This window comes from Hydrogenivirga caldilitoris (assembly GCF_003664005.1).
In the GTDB taxonomy this organism is placed as follows: Bacteria; Aquificota; Aquificia; order Aquificales; family Aquificaceae; genus Hydrogenivirga; species Hydrogenivirga caldilitoris.
The window spans coordinates 40,451-60,159 of sequence record NZ_RCCJ01000001.1 but is presented as its reverse complement, the minus strand read 5'-3'; the positions used below and the strand labels follow the sequence as shown (position 1 = coordinate 60,159).

The window sequence follows — 19,709 nt, the reverse complement described above, 5'->3', positions numbered from 1 at the left end:
TAAAACTTTCATATTATGGGCGCGGGAGGACTCGAACCCCCAACCGGGCGGTTATGAGCCGCCCGCTCTGCCAATTGAGCTACGCGCCCTGCAAGTCTATTATTATAGTTCCTTACATAGTATGGGTCAAGCACAGGAATGGTATGAGGAAACTCCAAAGATTTCCCTGTACAGTTCTGAATCTATACGTTTTACTCTGTGTCTCTCCTTAGGAATATCCTCAATCTCAACGAAGTAAAGGCAGTTAGTAACGCACTTGGAAACGCATGAAGGAAGGAGACCCTTATCAACCCTATTGTAGCAGTAGTCGCACTTCTCTACCTTCATGGTTGCAGGGTTGAAGGTTATAGCCCCGTAAGGACAAGCTATTATGCAGGCTTTACACCCTATACAGAGCAGTTCCTCCACGTAAACTATCCCGTCCTTTTCCCTCTTCCTCATCGCTGAGGTTGGACACGCCATAACACAGGGGGCAGGGTCGCAGTGAAAGCAGTTCATAGGCAGAAAGAAACCATCGGGCTTATCGGATAAGCCTTCTATACGAAAGACTTTCATTGGTCTTATACCAATCTTTTCAAGGCTCTTCTCCTGGACACACGCAACCTCGCAGGATAGACAACCAATACACCTGTCAAGGTCTATAAGCATTAAGGGTCTCTTCATCTTCCTATCAACCTATCAATAACTATAAGTATGAATATAAGAATCATAGGTGATATATCTATCCCTCCCATGTAAGGGAGAACCTGTCTTATGGGTCTTAGCATAGGCTCTATAAGCCTGTCAAGAAGAGCATAAAACCTGCTCTCCCTAATCTGAGGGAACCAAGAACCTAAAGCATGTATAAAAACAAGAATTATGAGGAGCTGTATCAGCAGATGGAGGAGCTTAAAGAGCATCACTCAACCCATTCAAGTATGGCAAGCTCAGCTCCGTCTCCTACTCTCCTTTCAGCCAACTTGATAATCCTGGTATATCCTCCGTTTCTTCCTTCAAACCTTGGCGCTATATCTTCAAAGAGCTTCTTTACCGCTTCCCTGTCTGGAAGGAGTTCCAAAGCCCTCCTCCTGGAAGCGAGGTCACCTTTCTTTCCAAGGGTGACCAACTTCTCAACAAAGCTCCTCACAGCCTTTGCCCTTTCAAGAGGGGTTTCTATGCTCTCGTCCAGGATAAGAGCCCTTGCAAGGCTTCTGTATAAAGCTATTCTCTGCTCTTTGGTTCTATCAAACTTCTTCTTCTTTACCTTGTGCCTCATCTCTTCTCACCTCTTGCTCTCAATGTTTATACCGAGCTGTAAACCTATCTGTTTTAAAGCCTCTTTTATTTCAGCGAGGGCTTTCCTTCCTATATTCTTAGTGCTCTTTAGCTCCTCTTCTGTCATCTGGACGAGGTCACCTATCGTGGCTATACCCATCCTCTTCAGAGAGTTGAGAGCCCTCTGAGATATATCTAACTCCTCTATAGATAGGGTGAGCTTCTCCGAGAGCTCGTCAACAGGTATGGGTTCTTCAAGGGTGGGAACTTCGTAGGATATATGTTCAAGGAGAGAGAAGTGCTTCTGGAGTATATTAACAGACTCTTTCACAACCTCATCGGGAGATTTTGTACCGTCAGTGATAACCTCAACGGTAAGCCTTTCATAATCTGTTTTCTCTCCTACCCTGGTCTGTTCTATCCTGTAGCTTACAAGTTTAACAGGTGAAAAATCAGCGTCCAGGAGTATCCATCCTGTCTCTCCTATGGTTTCCATCTCCTCGGCAAGCACGTAGCCTTTTCCTTTCTCTATCCTTATCTCGGCGTTAAATTCCACGTCTGGATTTGTGATAGTGGCTATAACCTTATCGGGGTTAGCCACCTCAACGTTTGGGGGTAAGGTTATGTCCGCAGCCTTAATCTCACCTTCCCCTTTCTTCTTCAGGTATAAGATTTCAACATCAGAATCCTTCAGATTGAACCTCACACCCTTTATATTCGCTATTATCTCAACAACATCTTCAGCTACACCCTCAAGGGAAGAGAACTCATGATATACACCGTATATCTTCACAGCGGTAACGGCTGTTCCTGATATGGAGGACAGAAGAACTCTCCTGAGTGCGTTCCCTAGGGTCGTCCCAAAACCCCTCTCAAGAGGTTCCACCACAAATATACCTCTGCTCTTCTCCTTCTGCTCCCAGTAAACCTTATTGGGAAAAACAAATTCGTTCAGCATCCAACAACCTCCATTTATACCCTTGAATAAAACTCAATTATGTACTGGACATTTATAGGTGTCTCCAAGTACTCGCTCACGTTCTCTGGTAGCTTAAGCACCTTCCCTCTAAAGTTATCCTTATCAAGCTCAAGCCATTCAGGAACACTCCTGGGGTCTATATTTTCAAGATTTTCTTTCAAGAAAGGTATGTCTCTGGAAGAGGGTTTTACCTCTATTATGTCTCCGGGCTCTACCTCGTAATGGGGGATGTCAACTTTTCTGCCGTTCACCGTGATATGCCCGTGGGCTACCAACTGACGTGCCTGCCTCCTTGTAGTAGCAAACCCAAGCCTGTACACTACGTTGTCCAACCTCCTCTCAAGAAGCTGGAGAAGGACTTCTCCCGTGTTCTCCTTTGATTTTGCGGCGAGGTCAAAGTACCTCTTAAACTGCTTCTCCCTCAGTCCACCATACAGATACTTTAGCTTCTGCTTCTCCATAAGACGTAACCCGTACTCACTGAGCTTTCTCCTTCTACCCTTTATTCTTCCGTGCTGTCCTGGGGGAAAGTTCCTCCTCTGAAGTATCCTGGGGGCAGATTTCTTTCCAGAAACCACCACTCCAAACTTTCTGTCAAGTTTTACCCAAGGTCCTATATACCTTCCCATCAGACTCTCCTCCTTGAAGGTGGCCTGCATCCGTTGTGAGGAACAGGTGTAACGTCCCTTACAGCTGTAACTTTTATACCGGAGGCGAAAACAGCTCTTATAGCTGACTCCCTACCAGCACCGGGTCCTTTAACCCATACTTCAGCTTCCTGAAGCCCAAACTCGTTAACAGCCTTCCTCATAGCTTTCTGGGCTGCAAGCTGGGCTGCGTAAGGAGTACTCTTCCTTGTACCTTTAAAGCCCACCGTACCACCACTCTCCCAAGCTATGGTGTTGCCCTGTGGGTCTGTAACATTGATTATCGTGTTGTTAAAAGTGGTGTGGATATGCACTATACCCTTAGTAACGGTTCTTTTCTGTTTCTTCTTAGCCATGGGCTACCTCCTTACTTGCCTCTCCTTACACCGCCGCCAGACCTTCTTCTACCCTTCCTGGTCTTGGCGTTAGTTCTGGTTTGCTGTCCTCTAACAGGAAGACCTCTTGCATGTCTCTGACCTCTATAGCAACCCATGTCCATTAGCCTCTTAACGTTCAACTGGACTTCTCTTCTGAGGTCTCCTTCAACTTTATAGTTCTCATCAATAAACTTCCTCAGGACGTTAAGCTCCTCGGGCGTTAACTCTCCGACTCTCTTTCTACAATCTATCCCAGTGGACTGGCAGATCTCCCTTACCCTGGTTTTACCTATTCCGTAGATGTAAGTAAGGGCTATCTCAAGTCTCTTGCTGTCAGGTAGGTCTACACCTGCTATCCTTGCCATTTTAAACCTCCATCATCCTTGCTTTTGTTTGTGTTTCGGGTTTTCACATATAACGTAAACTTTACCTTTCCTGCGGATTATCTTGCACTTTGCGCATCTCTTCTTTACAGACGCTCTCACTCTCATACCAACCTCCTCAAAGTCTATAAACGATTCTTCCCCTTGTCAGGTCATAGGGAGAAAGCTCTACCCTAACCTTATCTCCAGGAAGTATTCTGATAAAGTTGATCCTCATCTTCCCAGATATATGGGCAAGAACCTCGTGCCCACTTTCTAGCTGAACTCTAAACATACCGTTGGGAAGTGCTTCAACAACCTCTCCTTCCATAACTATTCCTTTCTCCTTCTCGTGCTCCTGCTTCCTTTTCTTCCCCATATCAAATCTCCGTAAGAACCTTAGGACCTTCTTTTGTTATAGCAACGGTATGCTCAAAGTGAGCCGAAGGGCTTCCGTCCTTGGTCTTAACCGTCCATCCATCTCCATCGTGGACCGTCTCCTCCGTTCCAAGGGCAAACATAGGTTCTATAGCTATAACCATTCCACGTCTCAGTTTCACATTCTTCTTGCCGAGGTCTTTTCTGTTGTTGGGTATAAAAGGTTCCTCATGAACCTTCTTACCTATACCGTGCCCCCCGTATCTGAGGACAGGGTAAACCCCATACTCCTCAGCGGTAGAATGAACAGCCTCAACAATATCACTAAGCCAATTCCCAGGAGCTGCCTTCTGCACAGCCCTCTCCAAAGCAAGCTTTGTCGCTTCCATAAGCCTCTTCTTATCGGCGTCCACGTTACCGACAGCCACGGTAATAGCGGAATCACCAGCGTAACCATCTATTATAGCACCAAAATCAACACTTACCAAATCACCTTCTTCAATTACCCTCTCCTTCTTGGGAAGACCGTGTACAACTTCCTCGTTTATGGAGACACAGGTCGCTGCCGGATAACTTACATTGCTAAAGGGCGGCTTGTAGTTTAAAAATGCTGGCTTCGCTCCTCTCTTTTTGGCTTCTTCTCTGGCTATCATCTCTATATCCCAGGCTGTTATACCTGGCTTTACGTTCTCAGCAACTGCATGCAGAACCTCGGCAACAACCTTACAAGCCTTTTCAATCTTTTCTATCTCCTTATCGGAGTAAAGCTCTATACCTCTTTTCATGTAGCCACCACCTTCTTAAGTTCTTGATAGACCTCCTCAATTTCCTTGGAAGCGTCCAGTCTTATTAATATACCCTTGCGCTCGTAATATTCAATGAGGGGTGCGGTCTGCTTCCGGTAAACCTCCAGGCGGTTTCTAACAACCTCTTCCCTGTCATCTTCTCTTTGGATAAGCTTAACCGAGCACCTGTCACACACCTCATCGTTTTTCGGAGGATTGAACTTTAAGTGATACACTGCACCGCAGCTTGGACACACCCTTCTTCCTGAGAGTCTGTCAACCACAACTTCGTCATCCACATCAAACAGTATGACCTTGTCAAGATTCAATCCCTTTCTCTTAAGCATGTTGTCAAGAGCTTCGGCTTGGGCTATGGTTCTCGGAAACCCATCAAATATGACGCCTCCTCCCGGAGGCATAACCTCCTCTATTAACGCTATTATCAACTCATCAGGAACAAGCTCCCCCCTATCCATGTACTCCTTTGCTTTCTTGCCCAAGGGGGTTTCATTCTTTACAGCTTCTCTGAGGATATCCCCCGTTGATATGTGTTTAAGTCCAAGCTCCTGGGCGAGCCTCTTTGCTTGAGTTCCTTTTCCTGCACCGGGGGGACCCAGAAAGACAAGATTCATGGCTACCTCCTCTTCCTTACGTAACCCTTATACTTTTTGGTTATCAGGTTGGCTTCAACCTGCTTCAGGGTGTCAAGGGCAACTCCGACGACTATGAGAGCTGTGGTTCCGCCGAAGTAAAAGGGCACGTTAAGTTGAAGGCTTATGAAAAGCGGGATTATGGCAACTACAGATAGAAAGAGGGCACCTACGAACACAAGCCTGTTTATCACAGTTTCAAGGAACTTCTGAGTTTCAAGTCCCGGTCTGACTCCGGGCACGAATGCTCCTCCCTTCCTCAGGTTGTCAGCTACCTCAACAGGGTTTATCATCACAGCGGTGTAGAAGTAAGTGAAGAAGACTATAAGCATTACGTAGAGGAAGTTATAGAAAATCGCTGTGGGATTGAAGGCATCGTATATGGCTTGAGCTATTGGATGTTGTATAAAGGTAAGAACGCTTGAAGGTATTATCAATAGAGATTGGGCAAATATTATAGGTATAACCCCGGCGGGGTTTATCTTTATAGGCAGATAGGTTGAACCTCCTCTGTACTCCTGCCTTCCCACGACCCTCCTCGGATATTGAACGGGTATCCTTCTCTCAGCCTCCTGTATGTACACTATACCTATGATTACGAGGAGCACCATTACAATGGCACCCGCAACGGTGAAGGGTGTTAAGTCTCCGCTTTTTAACCTGTCTATGAGACCGATAACCGCATTTGGGAAACTCGCAACGATACCTGCAAATATAAGTAGAGACATACCGTTACCAATTCCCTTCTCGGTTATCCTCTCACCCATCCATACAAGGAACATAGTGCCCGCAACCAAAGTCAGAACAGCAACGAATATAAAGAGAAAGCCTGCATCAGGGACAACGGGAAAGCCTCGTGGGGAGGTCTGATTTTGAAGCCAGAAAGCCACACCTATTGACTGTATAAAGGCAACAAACAATGTCAGATACTTTGTGTACTCGTTTATCTTGTATCTCCCGTAATCTCCCTCCTCCTTTGCAAGCCTCTGAAGTTCTGGTATGGCAACAGTTAAAAGCTGCATCATTATTGAGGCAGATATGTAAGGCATAACCCCGAGGGCAAAGACAGTCATCCTGCTGAGGTTTCCCCCCGAGAATATATCGTATAGGCTGAAGAGAGTCCCTTGGAGTGACTTAAAGAAATCCTCAAGGGCGAGAACATCTACGCCAGGTATGGGAATATGACTCCCCAGCCTATATATGGCAAACATCAAGAGGGTGTAAAGGAACCTTCTCCTCAGGTCCTCAAAAGCGAATATATTCTTGAGGTAATCTATCACTTCCCAATTACCTCGCAGGTTCCTCCTGCCTTCTCTATCTTTTCCTTTGCACTCTTGGAGAAGGCGTGCGCTTTAACGGTGAACTTCTTCTTGAGCTCTCCGTCGCCGAGAACCTTTACGAGGTCACCTTTAGAGCAGATACCCCTTTGAGACAAAGCCTCAGGTGTAATTTCAGCTCCATCTTCAAAAAGCTTCTCAAGGGTGCCTACGTTTACAGGTATGTACTCCTTTCTGTTAGGGCTTGTAAAGCCTCTCTTGGGTATCCTCTGATGTAGTGGTGTCTGTCCACCCTCAAAATAGGCAGGTACAGTCCTATCTCCCGAACGGGTCTTCTGTCCTTTATGACCCTTTCCTGCTGTTTTGCCTTGTCCAGCGGCTATACCCCTACCAACCCTTTTCTTCTCCTTCGTAGCTCCTGGATGTGGCTGTAACTCATGCAGTTTCATCGCTTGCTTCCTCCACTTGTATCAGGTAATGGGCTTTTCTGATATTACCCCTTACCATAGGGTTATCCTCAAGTAGCCTGGACTGTCCGGGTTTCCTAAGACCGAGGCTTCTGACAGCCTGAACATGAGATTCAGGTTTTCCAGCAAGACCTCTCACAAGGGTTACCTTTAAAAGCTTTTTACCAGACTTCTTCTTAGCCATGGACGCCCCTCCAGGGATAGTAGAGCTTTACCCTGAGCTTGGGGTTTGTGTAGACGTTGAATCTTTTCTGAACTTCCTCCAAGGGTAAGCCCCTCTCCTCAGCCACCTGTTCTGGGGTCTTTAATTGAAGCAGAGCATCAAAGACAGCCCTCACAACGTTGTCAGGGGTCGTACTCCCTATTATCTTGGTGAGAACGTCCGTGTAACCAGCAAGCTCAAATATAGGCTTAGCAGCACCACCTGCAACAACACCCGTTCCTCTCCTTGCAGGCATGACAATTATCTTTGTGGGTCCAAAGTGGCCTACCACATCGTGGGGGACCGTTCCCTCAATTATAGGTACCCTTATTATCTTCTTCTTTGCCTGCTCTATAGCCTTTGCGATAGCAAGGGGGACCTCCTTTGCTTTACCGTGACCAAAACCCACAAAGCCCCTCTTGTCACCCACTATAACCAAGGTGCTGAAGGAAAACCTCCTGCCACCCTTTGTAACCCTTGCCGTCCTATTGGCATACAGGAGCCTCTCCTCCAGCTGAAGCTCCTCTATCATGTCGGCAACGCCGTATCTCTTCCTTCTTTCATCAATCATAGCGTCAATGTCTTTACCACCCATGAAAATCCTCCTTAAAAGTCAAGACCTAATTCTCTACACTTATCAGCAAAAGCCTTTATCTTCCCATGGTATATGAAACCACCCCTGTCAAAGACAACCTTCTTTATTCCCTTCTCCAGGGCTTTCTTCACCAAAACCTCTGCTACCCTCTGGGCAGCCTCTATAGATTTACCGCCCCTTTTCCCAGCCAATTTTTCATACTCGGGGTCAAGGGTTGAAGCAAAAACAAGCGTATTTCCTGTGGTATCGTCTATAAGCTGGGCATAGAAGTGATGAAGACTCCTGTAAACGGCGAGCCTAGGTCTTTCCGGTGTACCGAACACCTTTTTTCTAATTCTCCTGTGTCTCCTCGCTCTTTTCTCTCTCCTGCTTAGCTTAGCCATTTAAAACCTCCTCACTTCTTACCAGCCGCCTTTCCAGGCTTGAGTTTGAGGGCTTCACCCTTGTACCTTATACCCTTACCCTTGTAGGGGTCTGGCTTCCTAAAGGCTCTTATTTCCGCTGCAACCTGACCAACCATCTGTTTATCTACGCCACTCACGTGAATCTCGTTCCCCTTTACCTCAATACTTATACCCTTAGGAATTGGGTATATGTCCGGATGAGACTTACCCAAGCTAAGCTCAAGAGCGTTACCCTTAACGGCAGCCCTGTATCCGAGTCCCTGAACCTCAAGGACAACAGTAAACCCTTCGGTAACTCCCTTAACCATGTTCCTTATGAGAGCCGCCGTTGTTCCATGAAGAGCCTTGTGAAAGGCTCTTTCCGTTGGTCTCTCAACTCTTATCTGCTTCTCCTTTTCATCAACTGTAACTTTCATGTCCGGGTGAAAATTCATGGAAAGCTTACCTTTCGGTCCTTCAACGGTTATCTCGTTTCCCTTTAAATGAACCTTAACACCATCAGGGATAGGTATCGGGTTCTTCCCAATTCTTGACATGTCCTTCCTCCTACCAGACTATGGCTATCACCTCGCCACCTTTTTTAGCGCTCCTTGCCTCGTGGTCTGTAAGTATGCCCGCATCGGTGGAAACTATAGCTACACCGAGTCCTCTTTTCACGTAAGGAATCCTCTTAGCAGGGGAGTAAACTCTTTTCCCTGGGGTAGAAATCTTCACCAGGTTGGTAATAGCGTTTCTCTCTTTTTTAGGGTCAAGGTATTTAAGGTGAATCCTGAGGGTGTACTGGGTTCCCTTGTCGTATTTGCCGCCTTCAACTTTTTCCCAGTCCTTTATAAAACCTTCCCTCTTAAGGAGGTCCAGTATTCTCTCTTTAGTCTTTGAAGAGGGTACGTCAACGTAGTCTTTCTTCCTCATTATCGCATTCTTAACTGCAGAGAACATATCCGCTATAGGGTCCATATCTTAACCTCCGTTACCAACTTGATTTCCTTACACCAGGGAGTTCACCCCTCAAAGCCCTCTCTCTAAAGCAGAGCCTACACATATTGAAGTACCTTATAAAACCTCTCGGTCTTCCACATATCGGACATCTATTCTTCTTCCTCACCTTCCACTTTGGGTAGTACTTAAGGTCCTTTGCCACTTTAGCTTTTCTAGGCATACTTACCTCCTTAAGATGCTCTTATTGGTAAACCTAAGAGGGACAGAAGCCACAGCGCCTCCTCGTCGGTCTCGGCGGTCGTGTGAATGCTTATATCCATACCCCTAATCCTGTCAACCTTATCGTAGTCTATCTCCGGATAAACTATCTGTTCAGCTATGCCAAAGGAGTAGTTACCCCTTCCATCAAAGGAACGTGGATTCAACCCCTTGAAATCTTTAACCCTTGGCAGTGCAACAGAAATGGTCTTATCAAGGAAGTCCCACATCCTCTCTTTCCTAAGGGTAACCTTAGCACCCACAGGCATGCCTTTCCTGAGCTTGAAGCCAGCTTCAGATTTCTTAGCCCTTCTTATAGAGGGCTGTTGTCCTGTAATTAGCCTGAGGTCTTCCATGGCTCTCTCAAGGTTCTTTATATCCTGAACAGCTTCCCCTACGCCCATGTTCACGACTATCTTGACGAGCCTTGGGACCTCCATAGGGTTCTTATACTCAAACCTCTGTATAAGACGGGGGACAACCTCGTCCCTGTACTTCTGATACAACCTGGGCACATACTTAGTAGCTACAGCCATGATATTAACCTCTCAACTGTTTTTCCCTAACAAGGTCTATGTTTTCATTACACTTCTTACAAAATCTGTACTTCCTTAGCACACCCTTCTCCTCAACGAGCCTGAAACCCACACGGGTTGGCTTGTTACAGTTAGGACACACAAGCATAACGTTGCTTACATGTATGGGGGCTTCAACCTCAACAATTCCACCTTCCCTGACGTTTGGTATTTCTTTAAGATGCTTCTTAACGAGGTTAACGCCTTCAACTATAACCCTGTTCTTTTCGGGAATAACTCTGACAACCTTACCACTTTGCCCCTTCTTAGCTTTGCTACCCCTAACTACTAATACGGTGTCTCCTTTCTTTATCTTCCACGCCATCAAACCACCTCCGGTGCCAGGGAAGCTATCTTTGTAAAGCCCCTGTTTCTTACCTCTCTCGCTATAGGTCCTAACACCCTCGTTCCAAGGGGTTCCCCGTACTGGTTCAGGAGTATACAGGCGTTGTCGTCAAACTTTATGTAGCTTCCATCAGGTCTCCTTACCTCCTTTGCAACCCTAACGACCACAGCCCTGTATATCTTCCCCTTCTTTGCGTTCCCATCAGGCAGAGCGTCCTTAACAGTCACGGTTATAACATCTCCAAGGGTAGCATACTTTCTCGGTGCATAGGGTATCCCTATAACCTGTACCCTCTTTGCGCCTGAGTTATCAGCAACGCTCATATAACTCTGTCTCTGTATCATGGCTTTTCTCTCCCAACTCCTAAGCTAAAATGCGTCCTAAAAAGAGACAAAATAGTATTTTAACAATTTACCAAGCCGAAAGCAAGTTCTAAGATTGTATAATACAGCCAGGAGGAAGAGGTGGAAAAAGAGGGGCTTTTGGGTAGGCTTACGGTTTACGTTACCGCTGGTTCATTGTTCAGCGTCCTTATAACTCTCGGTGTCCTTTATGTGGTGCTTAACATAACCGACGTGCCTTCTTACAAGATACCTAAGATAATGCTCTTCTCTGCAGCCGTTATAACCCTTGCCTTTACACTACCGATATTTTTCGTTAGGGCTGTATTCTACAAGCTGATACTTGAAAGGATTGACCATATGATAGACGCCATGGAAAGGGTAAGCAAGGGAGACCTGGAAACACCCATAAAGCCAGAAACCAACGACGAGTTCGGTCATATGGCTGAAGCCTTTGAAAAGATGCGCGTTAACATAAAGGAACTCATATCCCAGCTGGAGGGAGAGCTTGATAGGAAGAGGTAAAAAGTACAGGAGCATACTTTACAAAATTCTGGATATCGTCTTTATAGGGTCTCTGCTCGCTGCCGTGCTGGTGTTTTTTGTCTTCTTCTTTGCCCTGGTGAACAACGATGTTCCGGAAGAGGTAGCCTGGAAGTACGCCCTCGGTTCAACTCTTTTCCTCGTTCTATGCTGGTTTGTGGGTCCAATACTGATAATTCAGCTCCTGATAGAGTGGACGATACTCAGACCCATAAAAGAGATGACAAAACGTTTAGAGAAGATGAGTGAGGGAGACCTTGATACACCCCTGGAGATTCAGGGGCGTTATTTAGAGATAAACAGACTAGCCGAGTCCTTTGAGAGGATGAGACTATCCCTCAAGGCTCTCATAAGAAGGTTAAAGAAGCATGAGTCCTGAAGAAGAGCTCAAGATAGCCCTTGATAGGGCAAGACAAGGAACAGGTGCCCTCTTCATAGCTGTCCAGGATGTGCTGGGGTTTTTAAGTGTATACTCTGCGGATACTGAAGATAACTTTGTTAGAAGATGGCTCCAGAGGCTTGAAACAACAGCCATAAGCTTTACCACCCTTGATACTGGAAACTCCGAAAGTCCTCCTGATTTCTCCTTCGGAGATGTTGGTAAGTATTACTACTACATTGGTGTGCTGAACCCTCAGCTCTACGTCATAGGTCTCTTCCCAAAGCGAGTAGGCGCGGCAAAAGTCCTCTACGGTATGGGTGGCGTAGTTGAGGAGTTGAGGCAGTTTACGGATGTTCTAAGCGAGCTGAAAGAAATTTCAAGGAGAAGGTACGTTGAACAGAAGGAGAAAGAAGGGGAGCTAAAACAGGTAAGGAGAAAGAAGAGGTATCTCTCCCCCCACCAAATAGAAGCTTTGAAGGACACCTTTATCAACGAGATAGGACCTGCAGGAGATTACATCTTCAATGCAGTGATAATTGAGAAACGCTTCAACAGAAACCTCCTGACAAAGGAGGACGCTTACGAGCTTATAGATTACCTAACCCAAGAGATAGATTCTCTTGACAGGGCAGAGAGATTTGTTAAAACCGCTCTGAGCATTGTAGACGAAGAGGCTTTATAATTCTTTTCCCATGGAAGAGGCAAGATTGAAGAAACTTCAAGAGCTGAGAAAAAGGAATATAAACCCCTACCCTTACAAGTTTGAGGTTACGGACTTCATAGGAAGCGTCAGAAGGAAGTTTGAAACCGACCCGCCGGAGGGTTTTAAGGTTAGGATAAGGGGAAAGGCAAAGAGGGTCTCAAAAACGGAAGAAGGTTACATGGTGAGACTCTCCGACGAGGAAAATGTGGAAATCCTGGTGTTCACAAGGGAAGAAGGGCTTAAACAGAACGAAGAGTATACCTTTGAAGGGTTGCTATCAAGGGTTGAGGGAAAGCTCAGTTTAACTCAGGCGGTCCTATCAGAAGGCGATACCGAGAGCATAAGAGCTCTGAAGGAAAGGTTTGATTCGGAGCCCAAAGAGGAAAAGGTTTCCCTCGGTGGGAGAGTTGTGGCTCTGAGAACCATGGGGAAGGCTGTGTTCGGGCACATACAGGACCTTACAGGGAAGATTCAGATATACCTCAAGAAGGACCTTGTGGGTGATGAGAGGTTTTCTTTCTTCAACGAATTTATTGACCTTGGGGACATAGTGGGGGTTGAAGGTGAGCTTTTTAGAACTCAGACAGGGGAACTAACCGTTGAAGTTCACAATTTTCAACTCCTTGCCAAATGCCTTCATCCATTGCCAGAGAAGTGGCATGGGCTTAAAGATGTTGAAGTCAGGTACAGACAGAGATATCTTGACCTCATAGCCAACCCAGATGCAAGGAGAACCTTTCTGCTCAGGAGCAAGCTCATAAGCGAATTGAGGAAATTTTTTGATGACAGGGGTTTTATTGAAGTTGAAACCCCAATACTCCAACCCATAGCCAGTGGAGCAAATGCAAAACCCTTTATGACCTACCATAACTACCTTGAAATGAACCTCTATCTGAGGATAGCTCCGGAGCTTTACCTGAAGAGACTGATAGTTGGTGGTTTTCCAAGGGTTTACGAGCTGGGAAGGAACTTTAGAAACGAAGGCGTGGACAGAACCCACAACCCAGAGTTCACAATGGTGGAATTCTATGCAGCTTACTGGGACTACAATGACCTGATGAAGTTCACGGAAGAGCTGTTTGCCCACCTACTTGAAAGAACAGTAGGCACCCTGAAGCTTATCTACGAGGGGAAGGAGATAGATTTTACACCGCCTCTCAGAAAGGTCAGGTATTTTGACCTGCTGAAGGAGAAAACAGGGAGGGATAAGGAGTTCTTCCTTCATAACCTCTCAGGGCTAAGAGAGCTCGCCAAAGAGCTTGATATAACCAATTACGACAAACTCACCCATGCGAAGCTGATAGATAAAGTCTTTGAGAAGGTGGCAGAGGAGGACTTGATTCAACCTACCTTTGTAATAGATTTTCCAAAAATACTATCCCCGCTTGCCAAGACCCACAGGGAAGACAGTGAATTAGTTGAGAGGTTTGAGCTTATAGTCGCTACCTATGAGGTCGCCAACGCGTACACGGAGCTAAATGACCCTGCAGACCAGAGGGAGAGGTTTGTTGAGCAGATAAAGGAGAAAGAGATGGGGGACGAAGAAGCTATGGCCATGGATGAGGACTTCATAAGAGCTCTTGAGTACGGGATGCCCCCAACAGCCGGTGAAGGAATAGGGATAGACAGACTGGTTATGATCCTCACAAATACCGATACGATAAGGGACGTGATACTTTTCCCTCACATGAGACCTCAATAGACCGATTTATATTATGGAAGAATGACGCTGCGTAAAAAGGTCTTCCTCTTTACTGTAACTGCCTTTACCCTTACCACTGCTTTGGTCACTTACCACCAGTTTGAGTTGTACAGAGAGCTTCTCAAAAAGGAGAAGGAGTCTTTCTGTGAAAAGAGCACCTTTGAGTTCAACAAGCTCGTTGAGTTCCATAAAAGGGTTGCCAACTCAGTATCCTCGTACATAGCAAGGGACAGTGATGTAAGGAAGCTCTTTGAGTCGGGTGATAAAGAAGGCTTATACCTGAAGCTGAAACCCCTTTACGAGGAGGTAAGCAGGGAGAACCTTATAAGGGAGATAAGCTTTTTCAAGCTGCCTGCAGTTAACTTCCTCAACATGAGGAACCCAAGAGAATCTGGGAGGGACGTCACAGGAATAAGAAGAGATGTGGTTGAGTCGGGGAAGAACTGCATCACCACAAAATCAATAATCATATGCACGAACTATGTGGGCATAAGGGCTGTAAACCCAATAACTAAGGATGGAAAAGCTATAGGCTTGGTGTCGGTAGGTATAGACATGGAGGATTTTTTAAGGTACTACAGCTCAATAACCGGAACAGGATGCGGACTTGCCATCAAGGATGAAGCACTAAAGCGTTCCCTCTTAAAGGAGAGCTACATGGCGTACACCTCCAAAACGGTCAGAAAAGAGGAATACCTTGTGAGCCTGCAGGGAGGAACTAAGGACCTCGTCGGTGCTCTTGAGTTCTCCGGTAAGTCTCTTAAGGTTAAGGTTGAGGACAAACCCTTCTTCCTTTGTAACGTGCCCATAGAGGATTTCTCAGAGAGGGAGATAGGTTACTTTTTCACATACAAGGACGTAAGTTCCCTCTCGGCAAACCTGGCTCTAGACAGTTTAAAGAGCCTGCTTGGAAGCTACATTCCCCTGCTGGTGGCTATATTCATAGGCTCTGTCCTTTCCCTGGGCAGGGTGTCCGCAAAGGTGGAGAAACTCTATGCCCTCACTGAGCTAATAAAGAAGAGAAAGTTTCACGAGCTTCCCAAAACCCCTTCCCTTGGAAGGGATGAGTTTGGTGCGATAGAGTCCGCAATCCTTGATATGGCAAAGGAGATTGAGAAGTACATAAACGTCCTTTCCAAAGAGATAGAGGTCTATACAGGTAAGGCTTACATGGACAACATAACGGGCGTTTTCAACAGGAGAGCTTTTGATGAATTTGGTAAAGAGGTCATAGATAGGTTCTTAGCTTTAGGAAAGCCTGTATCGGTGCTTATGATAGACATAGACGACTTCAAGAAAATAAACGATAACTACGGACATCAGGTGGGGGACAGGGTGCTGGCAGAGCTTGGAAGGCTCATAAAGGAAACCTTAAGGGACTCGGACATGGTGTTCAGATACGGTGGTGAAGAGTTCTTAGCCATACTGCCCTCTACACCCTTAAGTGGTTCCCTGAGGGCTGCCGAGAATATAAGGAAGAGAATAGAGTTGCACAGGTTCTCGGCGGGCGAGGAAACGATCAGGTTAACGGTTAGCATAGGAGCGGCTCAGGGGCAGGGAGAAGACAAAGATGCTGAGGATGTGATCCTCCGGGCGGACAAAGCCCTATACATAGCCAAGAAGACAGGAAAGAACAGGGTGGCGAGAGAAATATAACGAAAATCAATGTATCAGTGGTTCGGAAGCTTATATTCCTGGTCGGAGGTAAGCGGAAATGAAATTCGTACTTGTAACCCAAGAAGTATGTCCAAGATGTGATAGAGTTAAAAAGCTCCTCTCAGAACTTCAGAGGGAAGTCCCATTTGAGTGGGAAGAGGTAGATATGTATGAGATGCTGGATACCTTTACATACCTTGGAATAGCAACCACCCCCGTTTTACTGGTTGAAGATGAAGACGAAGACTACACCGAAGAACATATAGTCTTTATGGGAGAGCTACCAAGAAAGTGGAGGCTGAAAGAGATAATTGAGAGCCACCTTGGCGGGTATGGAGAACCTCAGAAGAAGGCTGTTTGAGAGGGCTTCTATAAGAGGGCTGGAGCTTTCACAGGAAGAATGTAAAAGGGTTTTAAGGGATATAAAGAGATGGTTGCCCGACACACCACCTTCAGATAACGAAGTTGTGGTCACGGCAGACGGAAGCTACACCCTGATAAGCAGTGAGTACGGTGAGTCATATCACAGCCTGACAGCCGGAGCCCTCACAGAAGCTGCTCAAAAGTTTGTAAAACCCTCCGGGTTGATAGAGTCCGCCCAGTTCATGGAAAGAGTAGCGATACTTGACATAGGTTTTGGTCTTGGATACAACGTGGCTGTGGCCGTCCACAAGCTCAGAAAGGTAAACAAGAGTATTGAAGTAGAGATAATAACCCTTGATAAAGCTATCCCTGAAAACATACCTGCCCTTCCAGAGCCATACAGGGAAACCCATAAGAAGGTTCTCAGCCTGCTCCCGAACGGGGAAAGGGAGGGTGTAAGTTTAAAACTTTACAAAGGGGACATGCGGAAAACTCTGAAGGTTATAAAGGGGTTCAGAGCTGACGCTGTGTTTTACGACCCGTTCTCTCCTTACAGAAATCCGGAGGCGTGGACTCTGGAACTCCTCAACATGGTCAAAGGTCTGATGAAGGATACCGGCGTGTGGGTATCCTATACTTCTTCCCTGCCGGTCAGAAGAGCTCTCCTTGACTTAGGCTTCAAAATCGGGGAGACGCCTGCGGTTGGCAGAAAGAAGGGTGGGACAATAGCATCCCTGAAGAAACACGTGGGTGACATCAGAGGCAGGGATAGAATTAAACTCTACAGCTCTCCCTACAGTGTGCCTTTCAGGGACGAAAACCTTGAACTTGAACCTGTGGACATACTTATAGATTACCGTCTCAGTGTTCTTCTGCGGGAGAGGGCTGTTTCTTCAGAATTAGGAAGAGAGCTACAGCAAGCACGACCATCATGAGGGTAGCCACCTGATTCCACGTGAGGCCCAGTCCTGGTATCGGCGGCGTTACACCCCTGTAGAACTCAAGAGTGAACCTCTCTGCCCCATAGAGGAGCATGTAAAGACTGAAAACCTCTCCATCAAACCTCTTCCTTTTAAATAGGAAGAGCAGTATGAGGAATATAAGGAAGTTCCCTCCTGCCTCCAACAACTGGGTAGGATAAAGCGGTATCCCGTGGGGAGCAACAGCACCTGAGGGAAAAACTATGTAAAAGAAGGGAAAATCCTTCATGAAATGGATACCTACACTTACATCTTCCGCGTTTGGAACAGGTCTCCCGTAGCAACACCCGGCAGCGGTGCATCCAAGCCTGCCTATGGAATGAGCAAGGGCGAGAGAGGGAGCGGCAACGTCGGCAACCTTCCATAAAGGGAGGGAATGCCTCTTAACAGCTATCAGAGCACCAAGTATGCCCCCCGCAAGACCACCGAGGAAGCTCACTCCCCCCTTCCAAAGGGCTACGAAATCTATCAGGCTTTTAATTTCCTCAGGGTGTTCAATTAGAAAGGCGATTCGGGAACCAACTATGCCAAAAACGGCAGCGTATATGAACACGGACTCAGCCTTTTCCTCCGGAATTCCCTGAGAACGGGAGAGTCTTATAGCCAGGAAGTAGGCGAATATAAGCCCTATGGCTACCAGGACACCGTAAGTTGATATCTTCAAACCAAATACCTCTATGAGTTCAGGAAACATCAGATTTCTACCTCCTCAATAGTAAGTTCAATCTCCTTCTGATTAAGTATAAAACGGAGCTCCTTGAAGTAACCCTTGTTATCTTCAGGTCCAAAAAGAACTTTCACACTCTCGTTACTCTTAAGATGGATTATCGCAAGTTCCAAAGGTTTGTTGTTCCTGAAAACAACCAATCTCTCGTAAAGTTTACCCCTTTCACGAAAATACAAAAGCCCCTCTCTGCAAAAGGAGTACTCTTTCCCCGTCAGAAGCTTACCAAAGACCAGGTTCTCAGGAGGTGCTGGCAGTATATAACATTTACTCTCCAGACAGAGCCTGTCTCCTTCAAGGGTGATTCCCTTAGCCTTAGCCACTCTCACAGTGTAGTAATCTTCAAATTTCGCAAGCATCATAGGTAACTTGACGGGTCCATACTTCAGAAGCCCGTATATACGGAAATCCTGCGGTATTCTTCTATCCCTGTAGGTGTCTATTGCCTGTTTATCGTATGTACATTCCCGCTCAACCTTGGGGGCACAGGAAAATAAAAGAATCAGGGATAAAAATAAGGACAGGGTATATCTCATTCTTTCATTCTAATTCTGACAGAGAGAGCATGGGCTTCCAATCCTTCAGCCATAGCTATAGCTTCAGCAAGGTCTGAGACTCTCTTAAATCCTTCTTCAGACACGTAAAGCACCGAGCTCCTCTTCAGGAAATCATACACACCCAAGGGAGAGAAGAAGCGAGCTGTTCCTCCGGTAGGCAAGGTATGGTTCGGTCCAAGGACGTAATCTCCAAGAGGTTCGGTAGTGTAATCTCCGAGGAAAATGGCTCCCGCATGCTTTATGTAGGGAAGCAGAGCCATAGGTTCTCTGGTCATGACCTGAAGATGCTCCGGAGCTATGAAGTTAGCCACCTCGCAAGCGTGATAAAGGTCTTCAACTATGAAAGCGGTTCCAAACCTCTCCAGAGACTTGGCAGCTATGTCTCTTCGCTCCATAGATTCAAGAATCTTGTAAACGTGCTCCTTTACTCTGTTTGCGAAGCTCTCCGAAGGTGTGAGGAGTATTGACGCTGCCAGCTCATCGTGCTCTGCCTGGGATAGAAGGTCAGAGGCAACCCAGGAAGGGTTTGCACCTTCATCAGCTATCACAAGTATCTCTGAAGGACCAGCTATCATGTCTATATCAACAACTCCAAAGAGGAGCTTCTTCGCAAGGGCAACGTATATGTTGCCTGGACCGACTATCTTATCAACCTTTGGCACAGTTTCTGTTCCATACGCCAGGGCTGCTACAGCTTGAGCACCCCCAACCTGAAAGACCCTACTCACACCGGCTATGTAGGCAGCCGCAAGGGTGTACCTATTAGGCTTTGGAGATACCATCACTATCTCCTCAACACCTGCAACAACAGCCGGGACGACATTCATAAGAACGGTGGAGGGATAAGCAGCTTTGCCCCCCGGAACGTAAACCCCAACCCGCTCCAGAGGTAAAACCTTCTGTCCTAAGATTATCCCTTCTTCCTCCTTGAAGAATGACCTTTCAAGCTGTTTCTCATGGAATACTCTTATCCTCTCCTCAGCAATCTCAAGGGCTTCCTTTACCTTCTCTTCAAGCTCTTCGTAAGCGTTCTCAAGCTCTTCGTAAGGAACCTCAAGGGTATCCTGGGTAAGTTCAAGTCCGTCAAACTTTCGGGTGTACTCAATGAGAGCTTCATTCCCTCTGTCTCTTACCTGGCTTATTATCTCCTTTACACTCCCCTCGTACTCCTCGGCGAGGATATCACCCCTGCTAGCCAGATAACGGAGCCTGTCATCAAACCTCCAAGCCCTGTTCCTTAAGTCTACGACCTTCATCTCTATG

32 protein-coding genes and 1 tRNA gene are annotated in these 19,709 nt (G+C 46.4%); 7 read left to right on the top strand and 26 right to left on the bottom strand.

Annotated elements, in window-relative coordinates; all coding sequences use genetic code 11:
* Positions 1-16: 16 nt before the first annotated feature.
* The 23 genes from BCF55_RS00415 to rplN form a co-directional block, all read right to left on the bottom strand.
* Positions 17-89, bottom strand: a tRNA-Ile gene (locus tag BCF55_RS00415).
* 37 nt (positions 90-126) lie between these two features.
* A complete protein-coding gene (locus BCF55_RS00410; protein ID WP_121008701.1) occupies positions 127-663 on the bottom strand; it encodes a 4Fe-4S dicluster domain-containing protein in 537 nt (178 codons plus the stop codon).
* A complete protein-coding gene (locus tag BCF55_RS00405) occupies positions 660-899 on the bottom strand; it encodes a YggT family protein (protein WP_121008699.1) in 240 nt (79 codons plus the stop codon). Before BCF55_RS00405 ends, BCF55_RS00410 begins: the two co-directional genes overlap by 4 nt.
* Positions 899-1,255: a 50S ribosomal protein L17 gene (rplQ, locus tag BCF55_RS00400; protein ID WP_121008697.1), complete on the bottom strand. Its 357-nt coding sequence runs from the start codon at positions 1,253-1,255 to the stop codon at positions 899-901. The genes BCF55_RS00405 and rplQ overlap by 1 nt, the downstream gene beginning before the upstream one ends.
* Before the next feature lie 6 nt (positions 1,256-1,261).
* The gene (locus BCF55_RS00395; RefSeq protein WP_121008695.1) at positions 1,262-2,212 is read right to left on the bottom strand and encodes a DNA-directed RNA polymerase subunit alpha; all 951 of its coding nucleotides are present in this window, start codon (positions 2,210-2,212) and stop codon (positions 1,262-1,264) included.
* 14 nt (positions 2,213-2,226) lie between these two features.
* The gene (rpsD, locus tag BCF55_RS00390; RefSeq protein WP_121008693.1) at positions 2,227-2,862 is read right to left on the bottom strand and encodes a 30S ribosomal protein S4; all 636 of its coding nucleotides are present in this window, start codon (positions 2,860-2,862) and stop codon (positions 2,227-2,229) included.
* A complete protein-coding gene (gene rpsK, locus BCF55_RS00385) occupies positions 2,862-3,236 on the bottom strand; it encodes a 30S ribosomal protein S11 (protein WP_121008691.1) in 375 nt (124 codons plus the stop codon). Before rpsK ends, rpsD begins: the two co-directional genes overlap by 1 nt.
* A gap of 11 nt (positions 3,237-3,247) precedes the next feature.
* Positions 3,248-3,622, bottom strand: coding sequence for a 30S ribosomal protein S13 (gene rpsM, locus BCF55_RS00380; RefSeq protein WP_121008689.1), 375 nt, complete (start codon positions 3,620-3,622; stop codon positions 3,248-3,250).
* Between the two features lie 12 nt (positions 3,623-3,634).
* A complete protein-coding gene (gene rpmJ, locus BCF55_RS00375) occupies positions 3,635-3,748 on the bottom strand; it encodes a 50S ribosomal protein L36 (protein ID WP_008287620.1) in 114 nt (37 codons plus the stop codon).
* 10 nt (positions 3,749-3,758) lie between these two features.
* On the bottom strand, positions 3,759-3,998 hold the full coding sequence (gene infA / locus BCF55_RS00370) for a translation initiation factor IF-1 (protein WP_121008687.1): 240 nt from the start codon (positions 3,996-3,998) through the stop codon (positions 3,759-3,761).
* Position 3,999: 1 nt separating this feature from the next.
* Entirely contained in the window at positions 4,000-4,782 is a 783-nt protein-coding gene (gene map / locus BCF55_RS00365) for a type I methionyl aminopeptidase (protein WP_121008685.1), read from the bottom strand.
* Positions 4,779-5,414 carry an adenylate kinase gene (locus BCF55_RS00360; RefSeq protein ID WP_121008683.1) on the bottom strand — a complete coding sequence of 212 codons (636 nt, stop codon included), beginning with the start codon at positions 5,412-5,414 and terminating at the stop codon, positions 4,779-4,781. The genes map and BCF55_RS00360 overlap by 4 nt, the downstream gene beginning before the upstream one ends.
* Positions 5,415-5,416: 2 nt before the next feature.
* Entirely contained in the window at positions 5,417-6,712 is a 1,296-nt protein-coding gene (gene secY, locus BCF55_RS00355; RefSeq protein ID WP_121008681.1) for a preprotein translocase subunit SecY, read from the bottom strand.
* Positions 6,709-7,158, bottom strand: coding sequence for a 50S ribosomal protein L15 (rplO, locus tag BCF55_RS00350; protein ID WP_121008679.1), 450 nt, complete (start codon positions 7,156-7,158; stop codon positions 6,709-6,711). Before rplO ends, secY begins: the two co-directional genes overlap by 4 nt.
* Complete coding sequence (gene rpmD, locus BCF55_RS00345) at positions 7,145-7,360, bottom strand: 50S ribosomal protein L30 (protein WP_121008677.1); 216 nt, start codon at positions 7,358-7,360, stop codon at positions 7,145-7,147. The genes rplO and rpmD overlap by 14 nt, the downstream gene beginning before the upstream one ends.
* Positions 7,353-7,973, bottom strand: a complete 621-nt coding sequence (gene rpsE / locus BCF55_RS00340; protein ID WP_121008675.1) for a 30S ribosomal protein S5 — start codon at positions 7,971-7,973, stop codon at positions 7,353-7,355. The genes rpmD and rpsE overlap by 8 nt, the downstream gene beginning before the upstream one ends.
* Positions 7,974-7,984: 11 nt before the next feature.
* The gene (gene rplR, locus BCF55_RS00335; RefSeq protein ID WP_121008673.1) at positions 7,985-8,356 is read right to left on the bottom strand and encodes a 50S ribosomal protein L18; all 372 of its coding nucleotides are present in this window, start codon (positions 8,354-8,356) and stop codon (positions 7,985-7,987) included.
* Between the two features lie 11 nt (positions 8,357-8,367).
* Entirely contained in the window at positions 8,368-8,913 is a 546-nt protein-coding gene (gene rplF / locus BCF55_RS00330) for a 50S ribosomal protein L6 (RefSeq protein ID WP_121008671.1), read from the bottom strand.
* 10 nt (positions 8,914-8,923) lie between these two features.
* Entirely contained in the window at positions 8,924-9,334 is a 411-nt protein-coding gene (gene rpsH, locus BCF55_RS00325) for a 30S ribosomal protein S8 (protein ID WP_121008669.1), read from the bottom strand.
* A gap of 13 nt (positions 9,335-9,347) precedes the next feature.
* A complete protein-coding gene (locus tag BCF55_RS00320; protein WP_121008667.1) occupies positions 9,348-9,536 on the bottom strand; it encodes a type Z 30S ribosomal protein S14 in 189 nt (62 codons plus the stop codon).
* Positions 9,537-9,546: 10 nt separating this feature from the next.
* Positions 9,547-10,110 (bottom strand): 50S ribosomal protein L5, encoded by a 564-nt coding sequence (gene rplE, locus BCF55_RS00315; protein ID WP_170144710.1) that lies wholly within the window; start codon positions 10,108-10,110, stop codon positions 9,547-9,549.
* A gap of 4 nt (positions 10,111-10,114) precedes the next feature.
* Complete coding sequence (rplX, locus tag BCF55_RS00310; RefSeq protein ID WP_121008663.1) at positions 10,115-10,474, bottom strand: 50S ribosomal protein L24; 360 nt, start codon at positions 10,472-10,474, stop codon at positions 10,115-10,117.
* Positions 10,474-10,839: a 50S ribosomal protein L14 gene (gene rplN, locus BCF55_RS00305; protein WP_121008661.1), complete on the bottom strand. Its 366-nt coding sequence runs from the start codon at positions 10,837-10,839 to the stop codon at positions 10,474-10,476. The genes rplX and rplN overlap by 1 nt, the downstream gene beginning before the upstream one ends.
* Positions 10,840-10,959: 120 nt before the next feature.
* Here rplN and BCF55_RS00300 point away from each other — a divergent pair, with 120 nt between their 5' ends.
* The 7 genes from BCF55_RS00300 to BCF55_RS00270 are packed head-to-tail and all read left to right on the top strand — an operon-like array spanning position 10,960 to position 17,120.
* A complete protein-coding gene (locus BCF55_RS00300; protein ID WP_121008659.1) occupies positions 10,960-11,361 on the top strand; it encodes a HAMP domain-containing protein in 402 nt (133 codons plus the stop codon).
* Positions 11,345-11,758 (top strand): HAMP domain-containing protein, encoded by a 414-nt coding sequence (locus tag BCF55_RS00295; RefSeq protein WP_121008657.1) that lies wholly within the window; start codon positions 11,345-11,347, stop codon positions 11,756-11,758. Before BCF55_RS00300 ends, BCF55_RS00295 begins: the two co-directional genes overlap by 17 nt.
* Positions 11,748-12,443: a DUF8082 domain-containing protein gene (locus BCF55_RS00290; RefSeq protein ID WP_121008655.1), complete on the top strand. Its 696-nt coding sequence runs from the start codon at positions 11,748-11,750 to the stop codon at positions 12,441-12,443. Before BCF55_RS00295 ends, BCF55_RS00290 begins: the two co-directional genes overlap by 11 nt.
* A gap of 10 nt (positions 12,444-12,453) precedes the next feature.
* Positions 12,454-14,166: a lysine--tRNA ligase gene (lysS, locus tag BCF55_RS00285; protein ID WP_121008653.1), complete on the top strand. Its 1,713-nt coding sequence runs from the start codon at positions 12,454-12,456 to the stop codon at positions 14,164-14,166.
* A 21-nt stretch (positions 14,167-14,187) separates the two neighbouring features.
* On the top strand, positions 14,188-15,822 hold the full coding sequence (locus BCF55_RS00280; protein WP_121008651.1) for a sensor domain-containing diguanylate cyclase: 1,635 nt from the start codon (positions 14,188-14,190) through the stop codon (positions 15,820-15,822).
* Between the two features lie 58 nt (positions 15,823-15,880).
* Positions 15,881-16,183, top strand: coding sequence for a glutaredoxin domain-containing protein (locus BCF55_RS00275; RefSeq protein ID WP_121008649.1), 303 nt, complete (start codon positions 15,881-15,883; stop codon positions 16,181-16,183).
* Positions 16,134-17,120, top strand: coding sequence for a tRNA (5-methylaminomethyl-2-thiouridine)(34)-methyltransferase MnmD (locus BCF55_RS00270; RefSeq protein WP_170144709.1), 987 nt, complete (start codon positions 16,134-16,136; stop codon positions 17,118-17,120). The genes BCF55_RS00275 and BCF55_RS00270 overlap by 50 nt, the downstream gene beginning before the upstream one ends.
* On the opposite strand, the gene lgt is transcribed toward BCF55_RS00270, so the two are convergent.
* Genes lgt through hisD form a run of 3 tightly spaced genes read right to left on the bottom strand, consistent with a single transcriptional unit; the run spans position 17,047 to position 19,702 of the window.
* The gene (lgt, locus tag BCF55_RS00265) at positions 17,047-17,859 is read right to left on the bottom strand and encodes a prolipoprotein diacylglyceryl transferase (protein ID WP_121008645.1); all 813 of its coding nucleotides are present in this window, start codon (positions 17,857-17,859) and stop codon (positions 17,047-17,049) included. The two genes, BCF55_RS00270 and lgt, sit on opposite strands and share 74 nt — an antisense overlap.
* Positions 17,859-18,425 carry a hypothetical protein gene (locus BCF55_RS00260; RefSeq protein WP_121008643.1) on the bottom strand — a complete coding sequence of 189 codons (567 nt, stop codon included), beginning with the start codon at positions 18,423-18,425 and terminating at the stop codon, positions 17,859-17,861. Before BCF55_RS00260 ends, lgt begins: the two co-directional genes overlap by 1 nt.
* Positions 18,422-19,702, bottom strand: a complete 1,281-nt coding sequence (gene hisD / locus BCF55_RS00255; protein ID WP_121008641.1) for a histidinol dehydrogenase — start codon at positions 19,700-19,702, stop codon at positions 18,422-18,424. The genes BCF55_RS00260 and hisD overlap by 4 nt, the downstream gene beginning before the upstream one ends.
* Between the last annotated feature and the right edge of the window lie 7 nt (positions 19,703-19,709).